Genomic DNA, 8634 nt, shown 5'->3' on the forward strand with positions numbered 1-8634 from the left:
CCTGCTGACCAAGGCCCAGGTGATTGCCCATGGCATCGCCGCCATGGATCCGATGAACCAGGGACTGGCAAAATCACTGCACGAGAAATATCCTGCCATGCACAAGGATTTCCATCACTGGTGTCATCAGCATCACCCAAAACCCGGTGAAGCCTGGATGTGGGGTGGACCTGACGGCCTGCGTATCGTGAACATGATTACTCAGGACGGTGGATACGGCCATGGCAGCAAGCCATCACATGCTACCGTGCAGCATGTCAATCATGCCCTGAAGGCTCTGCACAAAATGGCGACCAAGGAAAAATTCACTTCCATTGCCCTGCCCCGCCTGGCGACAGGCGTAGGAGGACTGGATTGGAACGAAGTGGAACCACTGATCAAGAAACATCTGGGTGACCTGGATATTCCGGTCTATGTGTACACCGTTTATCACGCCGGCCGTCAGGCCAAGGAAGATTAGGAGCATCTTTGTTTCCGTCTGCACAGGTGCAGACGGAGGTTGACAGCCGGCGCAACAGCTTGTACAGTGCGCGCCTCAAGAACGAAGGCATTGCCTGAATTCTTGCCGAGGTGGTGAAATTGGTAGACACGCTAGCTTCAGGTGCTAGTGGGGGCAACCCCGTGGAGGTTCAAGTCCTCTCCTCGGCACCATATATCAAGCCCCTGATTTCATTGCAAATCAGGGGCTTTTTTATTGCCCGGAAGACGGCACTGGGGATGGCTGCTCCCGCACCCGCATGAACGAGGCGAACCGCGGAATGCCCGCACTGGACAAACCGTGGTATCTGAAAGTGATCAGGCTGCCTATCGCAGGTGGGTCTCTTCTGTCTTGGTCACTCAAGCCCGTTCCAATGTAGAAACGCTTCCCGCCTTCAATCTCCACCTGCAAGGCACCGACCATACCCTTAAATTTTCCCTTTCCCGGACGATACCCCAGCACACGCCCTTCCATGTCGTCATAGCGCTTTACCTTCAGCGCATGGCGACTGCGACCGGTTTCATATGGACTGCCCGGCTCTCTCAATACCAAGCCCTCCCCTCCGGCAGCTACTACCGCATCGAGTTTCTCCATGAGATGCGCGGTATCACGACAGACCGACTGCGGGATGACGCTCACATGTTCCAGAGGATGTTCTTTCAGATACGCCTCCAGCTTATGAAGGCGTGTCAGCAATCCGCCGCTGGCATGTGGCACTTCAAAAACACGGTAGGTAATACGGCGCCATTCGGGATCATGATAATTTCTGGAAACGATGGAGAGGGTTTGTTCAAACTGTCCTCTGGCAATCCAGAGTTCCCCGTCCAGCTCGAACGGCGGCAGATCCTGGATGAACCAGTCCGGAACAGCAAAGGGATTGCCCTGACGGGACAGGAGACGGCTGCCGTCCCAGTAGGCGCGCACACCATCGAGCTTTTCGCTCATCAACCAGCCATCGATAACCATACCAGGCCGGTATTTGGTCAACAGCAGCAGTTCGGTTCCCGTTGCCGGGGTAACCAGCAACAACAGCAGAAACAGCCAATGCAGACGATATCCTTTCGATTCCATCATTCACTTCTCCGTGTGAATTCATGTCCCAGGAGCCTGTCGAATTTAACGCTGATCTACCGCGGAAAAGCCCGTCAGGCTTATATGTCCGGGAAATCTAGCACATTCCCGCCAATGCTGTGCTATAAATGAACAGTCTGGGGAAATCCTTGAGGAGGATTCGATATGAAAATGGCCGTAAAACTGGTGGTGGGAAGCCTGCTGGGTGTGTGCATGCAGTCTGCCTTGGCGCTGGAGCTGCAAAGCTCCGATGTTTCCAATCAGTCCCGCATGAACAAGCAACAGGAATATCAGGGATTCGGCTGCGATGGAGCCAATATCTCTCCCGCACTCCGGTGGAAAGACATACCCTCAGGCACCAAGAGCTTTGCCATTACGGTGCATGACCCGGATGCGCCCAGAAAAGGCGGCTGGTGGCATTGGCTGGTGTTCAATATTCCCAGAGACACTAGGGCTCTCGAGGCAGGCGCCGGTAATCCCGCCTCCGGACTGATGCCAAAGCAGGCCATTCAGTCACGCACAGATTTTGGTAAACCGGGTTATGGCGGCCCCTGTCCTCCCAAGGGCCACGGCACTCATCATTACCCCTTTACCCTGTATGCTCTGGATGTGGACAAGCTGTCCCTGGATCAGAATGCCACACCGGTCGAGGTGGACAGCATGATCAGGAAACACATGCTGGGCAGCAGCACGATAACCGGTTTGTATTCCCGCAAATAAACCCTGCTGTCAAACCGGTGCTTCTGTCATGAAGAAGCGCCGGGCCACCCAGCGTCCCACCCGGGCGGTGAGATAATAGCCCAGAAAAATGGCGGCAACTTCTCCCAGATAGAGTCCATAGACTTCTGCCGGCATACGCTGTCCCTGTATCAGCCCCATGATCACAAAGGACAGGTGAACGACTACAACAGGGACAGCAAAAAGCATGGCCATGAACCCGGGCCGGTAACCACCACTGACCATCTCGAACAGAAAAACGCTGAAAAAGCCGGCAATCAAACTGCCCGCCAGGGCGATCAGCGTCATGACCAGCCAAAGCATCAGCCTGCTCGATTCGACCCCCATGGAATTGATCATGGGCGCCACGAACATGTTCATGTAGGGCGTAGCAGAGTAATACAGCATGACACCAAGCGTCATCAACAGGATAGCGGCCAGTACGGCCAGCGGTTTACTGTTCATGGAGATCAGGGCGTTCCCGATGCTTCGGGTGGCAACATCAGCGCATCCCACAGCAATTGCTGCTGCTCATCCGGCAAGGGCTGCAAACCGACTGACGGTGGCGGCTCAGACACGGGAGTCGCAGGCAGCGTCACGGCCACTTCCTTCTTTATCACCACTTCCACAACTTCCGTGACAGGCGCTTCTGCGGGAAGCGGGGCAGGCGCAGACACTTGCGCCGGTGAAGGTGCAAAGTAAGACCACATACGGTCGATGTTCATGCCTTTGAGATCACCGAACTGGGTCATGAAATACAGCAACACGGCAATAGCGGCGATGACGATAACCAGAGCCACATTCAGCCACCAGGCCGAACTCTCGTCTTCCTGGGATTTTTCCACGACTGTGACAGGCCTGGCATCTTCCGGGATGCTGCTGGCCTGTTTTTCCGGTTTTGGCGCTTCAGCCGCGTGGGCGGCCGGGCGGCCGGGGCGCCGGGTTTTTCCACAACAGGTGTTGCAGACTTGCCCTGATCCGTTTCCGACCTGTTCCCGGTGGCAGCGCCGGTTTCTTCCTTCTTGCAAACGGCTTTCTTGGGCGCTGGTTTCTTGGCCACCTTCTTTTTGACGACTTTTTTCTTCGCCACTTTGGTCGCGGATTTTTCCTTGTCTTCTTCAGCCATACCGGATTACCTTGAACTTGTTCCTATTAACATTTATACGCTACAACAAAGGTCGCGCAAATACCAGTGCATCCTCACGACCCTTGTCCGCCGGATAATAGTTGAATCGTTGGCCGATCTCGTTGAATCCTTCGGATTCATACAGCCGTCGGGCAACCCGGTTGGATGCCCTGACCTCCAGAAACAGGGTATCGGCCTTTTCACCTGCCTGCTCAATCACCCGACGCAGCACAAAGCGCCCCAACCCCCTGCCCTGATGCCGGGGGTGGACACTGAGGTTGAGCAGGTGTGCCTCGCCGGCGGCGGCAGACATGACTGAATAGGCAAGGATATCGCTGGCATCCTCATAGACACGGCATTCATAGCCGGTCTGCAGACAATCACTGAATATGGTTCTGCTCCAAGGATGAGTATAGATCTGTTCCTCGATTAACATCACGGACGCCAGATCATCCTCTGTCATGAACCGCACATCCAGCAAGACTCAGCCTCCGTGGAGCATGCCATGGAGTTTCTGCAGATCCTGCCAGACCTTGGCCTTCTCTTCCGGGCGGCGCAGCAGGTAGGCGGGATGATAGGTAACCAGCAGCGGCGTACGTTCCTCGCCGTAGAAATGGACCCGGTTGCGAAGGCGTCCCACGGCCTCATCGGTATCCAGCAGGTTATGTGCAGCGATACCACCAACGGCCAACATCACCTTTGGTCTGATCAGGGCCAGCTGCCGGCGCAGGAATGGCTGGCAGGCTGCAACTTCTGCGACACTGGGATTGCGGTTGCCCGGCGGCCGGCATTTCAGCACATTGGCAATGTAGACCGCATCCCGGGCCAGGCCAATGGCATGCAACATGGCGGTGAGCAGCTGCCCCGCCCGGCCGACGAATGGCTCTCCCTGACGGTCTTCATCCGCTCCGGGCGCCTCACCCACGATCATCAGTTCCGCGGACTCATTGCCCACCCCGAACACGGTCCGTGTGCGGCTGGCATGGAGTTCGCAGGCGGTGCAGGCAGCCACTTCTGCTTTGAGCACATCCCAAGCCTCTGCCCCGCCCTTTTCCTCAGTCTGCTGCGGCTGCACTTCCACGGCCGGCATTTCCTGATGCGCTACGGTGGGTGGTTCCGCTTCATTTACAATCTGACCGTCACCGGCCGCCGCCGGCTCATCGCGCAGGACATAACGGGTGATGCCCATGGCATCGAGATACTGCTGGCGGCGCCCGGCATTCACTTGTCAGACATCTCCCACCTGGGGATGTTCACGCTCCACCGGCGTCATCAGACGATTGGCGGCATTGATATAAGCCTTGGCGGAAGCGATCACGATATCCGTATCGGCCCCCTGACCGTTCACCATCTTCTCATCTTTTTCCAAGCGCGCGGTCACCTCCCCCTGGGAGTCGGTGCCGCTGGTGATATTGTTCACCGAATACAGCGTCAGCTTCGCTCCGGTATTCAGGAGGGATTCGATCGCTTGGAAAGCCGCATCGACGGGCCCCGCACCGGAAGCGGACACCGCCTTCTCCTCGCCGTCCAGCGATACCACGACGTCAGCGGTGGGAATCTCACCGGTTTCACTGCACACCTTGAGGGACACCAGCCTGATGCGCGGATCCCGCAGCTCATGGACCGATTCGGACACCACCGCCTGGAGATCCTCGTCAAAGATTTCATGCTTCTTGTCAGCAAGCGCCTTGAAACGGGAAAAAGCGGCATTGAGCTTTTCCTCGGAGCTGAACTCGATACCCAGTTCCTTGAGACGGGTACGGAAGGCATTGCGTCCCGAGTGCTTGCCGAGCACCATGCGGTTGTGGCTCCAGCCCACATCCTCGGCGCGCATGATTTCGTAAGTCTCGCGATTCTTGAGAACCCCGTCCTGGTGGATACCGGACTCATGGGCAAAGGCATTGGCGCCGACGATGGCCTTGTTGGGCTGCACCGGAAAACCGGTGATACTGGATACCAGCTTGGAGCAGGAAACGATCTGGGTGGTATCCAGCGTGGTGTTGCAGGGGAACACATCCTGACGGGTGCGCACGGCCATCACGACTTCTTCGAGAGAGGCATTTCCCGCACGCTCGCCCAGCCCGTTGATGGTGCATTCCACCTGGCGGGCGCCGTTGAGCACCGCAGACAGGGAATTCGCCACAGCCAGCCCAAGATCGTTGTGACAGTGCACGGAAAACACGGCCTTGTCCGAGTTGGGCACCCGTTCCATCAGTATCCTGATGGTCTCGCCGAACTGATGCGGCAGATTGTAGCCTACAGTATCCGGTATGTTGATGGTGGTGGCGCCGGCGCCGATGGCAGCCTCCACGATGCGGCACAGGAAATCCATCTCGGAACGGCCTGCGTCCTCGGCGGAAAATTCTACATTGTCCGTGTAATTTCGCGCCCGTTTCACCGCCCATATGGCCTGCTTCACGACCTGGTCCGGTTCCATGCGCAGTTTCTGCTGCATATGAATGGGCGAGGTGGCGATAAAGGTATGGATGCGTGCGGAATTGGCGAGCTTCAGGGCTTCACCCGCCCGGTCGATATCCTTTTCGAGGGCTCGGGCGAGCCCGCAGATGGTGGAATCCTTGACGGACTCGGCCACAGATTTCACCGCCTCGAAATCGCCTTCGCTGGCGATGGGAAAACCCGCTTCGATGACGTCCACCCGCATCAGCTCGAGTTTCTTGGCAATGCGAATCTTTTCTTCCCGGGTCATGGAGGCGCCGGGACTCTGTTCACCGTCGCGCAAGGTTGTATCAAAAATAATCAATTTGTCACTGCTCATCACATGGCTCCATCCCGTTATTCAGGGATTTGAAGTTTTTGTTCGGTATGTTGCGTGGCTTTTGCCCTCGCCAGGGCGGGTGTGATTTGATTGCCCATCAGGGCAGCAGCGGTCCAGCAGGCAGGAGCAAACCCCGATTTTCGAAAACCGGTTCATCGAAGCAGCGATGAAAAATTGTTTGCCAGATCATGAGTATGGTTTTATCGGGTAAAAAGCTGGTTTGACTATAACCCAGCGCCACGGATCTGCCAAGTATGTTTGTCAGATTCAATATAGCGCTCGCACTCTGCAGCATCCATGGGAAACCCGAAATAATATCCCTGCATCAGGTTGCACCCCTGTTTCTGCAGAAATTCAACCTGAGCGCTGGTCTCCACGCCTTCGGCGACCACCCGTATGCCCATTTCCCTTGCCATGCCGATGATGGCGGGTACGATACAGGCCACATTGCCCTCCTTCTCCAGCTGGGCCACGAAAGAGCGGTCGATTTTCAGGGAATTCACGTCCACATAGCTCAATTGCCCGAAGGAGGAATAGCCTGTGCCGAAATCATCCATCGCCAAACGGAAACCACGCTCGGAAAGTATCTTCAGCAGTGGCACGGTTCTTTCCGGATCCTGCATGAGCATGCTTTCGGTGATCTCCAGGATGATCTGTGACGGATCGATAGCATAGTCTGCCACTGTCCTGTCCAGTACGGCGACCAGGCCAATACGTTCCAGTTGCCGCATGGAGAGATTCAGCGCCAGCGCATGGATCGCCACGCCCTTGTGCTGCCACACCTGAAGCTGCCGGCAAACCTGTTCGATCACCCATTCACCGATGGGCACGATCAGCCCCGTTTCCTCCGCCAGCCCCACGAATTCATCAGGCAGGACCAGGCCAAGCCTGGGGTGCTGCCAGCGCAGCAGCGCCTCGAACCACATTACCTCACCATTGACCACATCCACGACAGGCTGATAGTGCAGCAGCAGTTGCCCGCGGGATACCGCTGTCCGCAGTTCACTTTCCATGCGACTGCGCTTCTCCGCGATTTCGTTCATGCGGGCGTGATAGTACTCGCTGCGGTTACGCCCCTTGTCCTTGGCATGGTACATGGCGATATCCGCATTGCGCACCAGAAAATCGATGTTGTTGCCATCCTGGGGGAAAACGGTGATACCGATACTGACAGAGACATAGAATTCCAGCGAATCAATGTAGAAAGGCTGTGCGATGATATTCACCAGTTTTTTCGACAGTTCGCTGGTCGCCTGCAGTACCTGTTTGTCTGAACTGAAATCTGTCTGAAAGCAGCACGATGAATTCATCGCCACCGGTACGCGCAACCGTATCCGATTCACGTACACAGTACCTGAGGCGCTCCGCCACTTCTTTGAGCAGCATGTCGCCACCTGCATGACCGATACTGTCATTCACGTGCTTGAAACGGTCGAGATCGAGAAACAGCAAAGCAACATACTGATCGTTGCGTTTCGCATGGGCCACTGCCTGTTCCAGGCGATCATGAAACAGCAGGCGGTTTGGCAGGCCGGTGAGTACGTCGTAGTGGGCCAGCTGATATATATTTTCCTCGGCATTCCTGTGTTCAAGCTCACCACTGATACGATCCGCAAAAACGTGCAGTATGGCCTGACTCCAGTCGGGCAGGCGCATGGGTTTCACGTCCATGACAGCAATGGTGCCGATGGCGTTGTCACTGCTGTCCTTCAGCGCAACGCCAAAATAGCTTTCCACATGCCAGTTTTCCAGCACATCATCCTCCGGGTAGCGCTGCTGCACGTCTCGCTCGATGATGCACACCCTGCCACTGAGCACATCCTCACAGGGGGTTCCTCTCAACCGGTAAATGCCTTCGGTTATCAGCTTTTCCCCATCCCACAGTGCCCGTACCCGCATGGTCTCCCTGCTGTCATCCGCATACACGGCATAAAAGGCGTATTTGGATGCATAGGCCTGTGCCAGATGTCGCATGGTGTCGCCGAGCACATTCTCCTTGGCCTTGGCATTGCTGATGGATGCGGCCACGCGTATAAGGCATTTTCCACACGCTTGCGCTCGGTCATATCGACGCCGATGGACAAAAGCTCCGGTTTGTCGTCATGGCCTGCATCGATATACGCATTCCGCCAGCCTATCCACACGCGACGTCCGTCCCGGGTGATGTTTTCGTTTTCATTGTTGGCATGGGCATCAGGATTGCGTCGGATATCCTCGATCATCGCAGCCAGATCGTAGCCTTCGGAATCCACTTCTTCGACGATCGTACCAAGTACCGGTTTGCCAACAAGATGTTGCTTTGGGTAACCGAACAGTTCTTCGCCATACCGGTTGATCGAAATGATGTTGCCGTCAACATCCCAGCGCAGAAAGATGCTGTTTGCCTCATCAACCAGCTTTCTGTACAAACGCGCTTTTCGTTGACTGTTGCGCTGTACGGAAAGAATCAGGGGATACCACTGCCGT

The 8634-nt window shown here is 56.1% G+C and carries 11 protein-coding genes, 1 tRNA gene and 1 pseudogene; 3 read left to right on the top strand and 10 right to left on the bottom strand.

The features are described 5' to 3' along the window. A partial coding sequence (locus tag ACOCD2_RS07685; protein WP_308214424.1) for a macro domain-containing protein occupies window positions 1–460 on the top strand: 460 nt, incomplete at its 5' end. A 104-nt stretch (window positions 461–564) separates the two neighbouring features. Beyond that, window positions 565–651: transfer RNA gene (locus ACOCD2_RS07690), tRNA-Leu, on the top strand. 40 nt (window positions 652–691) lie between these two features. Here ACOCD2_RS07690 and ACOCD2_RS07695 read toward each other — a convergent pair. Then, window positions 692–1552: a DNA ligase gene (locus tag ACOCD2_RS07695; protein WP_293645225.1), complete on the bottom strand. Its 861-nt coding sequence runs from the start codon at window positions 1550–1552 to the stop codon at window positions 692–694. A 162-nt stretch (window positions 1553–1714) separates the two neighbouring features. On the opposite strand from ACOCD2_RS07695, the gene ACOCD2_RS07700 reads away from it, so the two are divergent. Next, entirely contained in the window at window positions 1715–2269 is a 555-nt protein-coding gene (locus tag ACOCD2_RS07700; protein WP_293645227.1) for a YbhB/YbcL family Raf kinase inhibitor-like protein, read from the top strand. Window positions 2270–2278: 9 nt separating this feature from the next. On the opposite strand, the gene ACOCD2_RS07705 is transcribed toward ACOCD2_RS07700, so the two are convergent. From ACOCD2_RS07705 to ACOCD2_RS07745, 9 genes and pseudogenes are all read right to left on the bottom strand, one after another. After that, a complete protein-coding gene (locus ACOCD2_RS07705) occupies window positions 2279–2731 on the bottom strand; it encodes a hypothetical protein (RefSeq protein WP_293645229.1) in 453 nt (150 codons plus the stop codon). A gap of 5 nt (window positions 2732–2736) precedes the next feature. After that, entirely contained in the window at window positions 2737–3111 is a 375-nt protein-coding gene (locus ACOCD2_RS07710; protein ID WP_293645231.1) for a hypothetical protein, read from the bottom strand. Beyond that, complete coding sequence (locus ACOCD2_RS07715) at window positions 3069–3392, bottom strand: hypothetical protein (RefSeq protein ID WP_293645233.1); 324 nt, start codon at window positions 3390–3392, stop codon at window positions 3069–3071. The genes ACOCD2_RS07710 and ACOCD2_RS07715 overlap by 43 nt, the downstream gene beginning before the upstream one ends. Window positions 3393–3432: 40 nt before the next feature. Next, complete coding sequence (gene rimI, locus ACOCD2_RS07720) at window positions 3433–3864, bottom strand: ribosomal protein S18-alanine N-acetyltransferase (protein WP_308214426.1); 432 nt, start codon at window positions 3862–3864, stop codon at window positions 3433–3435. Window positions 3865–3876: 12 nt separating this feature from the next. Continuing rightward, the gene (locus tag ACOCD2_RS07725; RefSeq protein WP_293645237.1) at window positions 3877–4617 is read right to left on the bottom strand and encodes a uracil-DNA glycosylase; all 741 of its coding nucleotides are present in this window, start codon (window positions 4615–4617) and stop codon (window positions 3877–3879) included. 3 nt (window positions 4618–4620) lie between these two features. Continuing rightward, window positions 4621–6168 carry a 2-isopropylmalate synthase gene (locus tag ACOCD2_RS07730; RefSeq protein WP_293645239.1) on the bottom strand — a complete coding sequence of 516 codons (1548 nt, stop codon included), beginning with the start codon at window positions 6166–6168 and terminating at the stop codon, window positions 4621–4623. A gap of 224 nt (window positions 6169–6392) precedes the next feature. Next, the gene (locus ACOCD2_RS07735; RefSeq protein ID WP_293645241.1) at window positions 6393–7394 is read right to left on the bottom strand and encodes a putative bifunctional diguanylate cyclase/phosphodiesterase; all 1002 of its coding nucleotides are present in this window, start codon (window positions 7392–7394) and stop codon (window positions 6393–6395) included. Then, window positions 7363–8196, bottom strand: coding sequence for a sensor domain-containing diguanylate cyclase (locus ACOCD2_RS07740; protein WP_293645243.1), 834 nt, complete (start codon window positions 8194–8196; stop codon window positions 7363–7365). Before ACOCD2_RS07740 ends, ACOCD2_RS07735 begins: the two co-directional genes overlap by 32 nt. A 65-nt stretch (window positions 8197–8261) precedes the next feature. After that, window positions 8262–8576, bottom strand: a pseudogene (locus tag ACOCD2_RS07745) (PAS domain S-box protein); the annotation flags it as partial. Between the last annotated feature and the right edge of the window lie 58 nt (window positions 8577–8634).

It is taken from the genome of Thiolapillus sp. (assembly GCF_048562965.1).
GTDB classification, from domain to species: Bacteria; Pseudomonadota; Gammaproteobacteria; order Chromatiales; family Chromatiaceae; genus Thiolapillus; species Thiolapillus brandeum_A.

Bases quoted from the DNA above. Each gene is read 5' to 3' on its own strand.
- ACOCD2_RS07695 (WP_293645225.1), bottom strand. From the start codon at position 1,552: ATGATGGAATCGAAAGGATATCGTCTGCATTGGCTGTTTCTGCTGTTG.
- ACOCD2_RS07700 (WP_293645227.1), top strand. From the start codon at position 1,715: ATGAAAATGGCCGTAAAACTGGTGGTGGGAAGCCTGCTGGGTGTGTGC.
- ACOCD2_RS07730 (WP_293645239.1), bottom strand. From the start codon at position 6,168: ATGAGCAGTGACAAATTGATTATTTTTGATACAACCTTGCGCGACGGT.
- ACOCD2_RS07715 (WP_293645233.1), bottom strand. From the start codon at position 3,392: ATGGCTGAAGAAGACAAGGAAAAATCCGCGACCAAAGTGGCGAAGAAA.
- ACOCD2_RS07705 (WP_293645229.1), bottom strand. From the start codon at position 2,731: ATGAACAGTAAACCGCTGGCCGTACTGGCCGCTATCCTGTTGATGACG.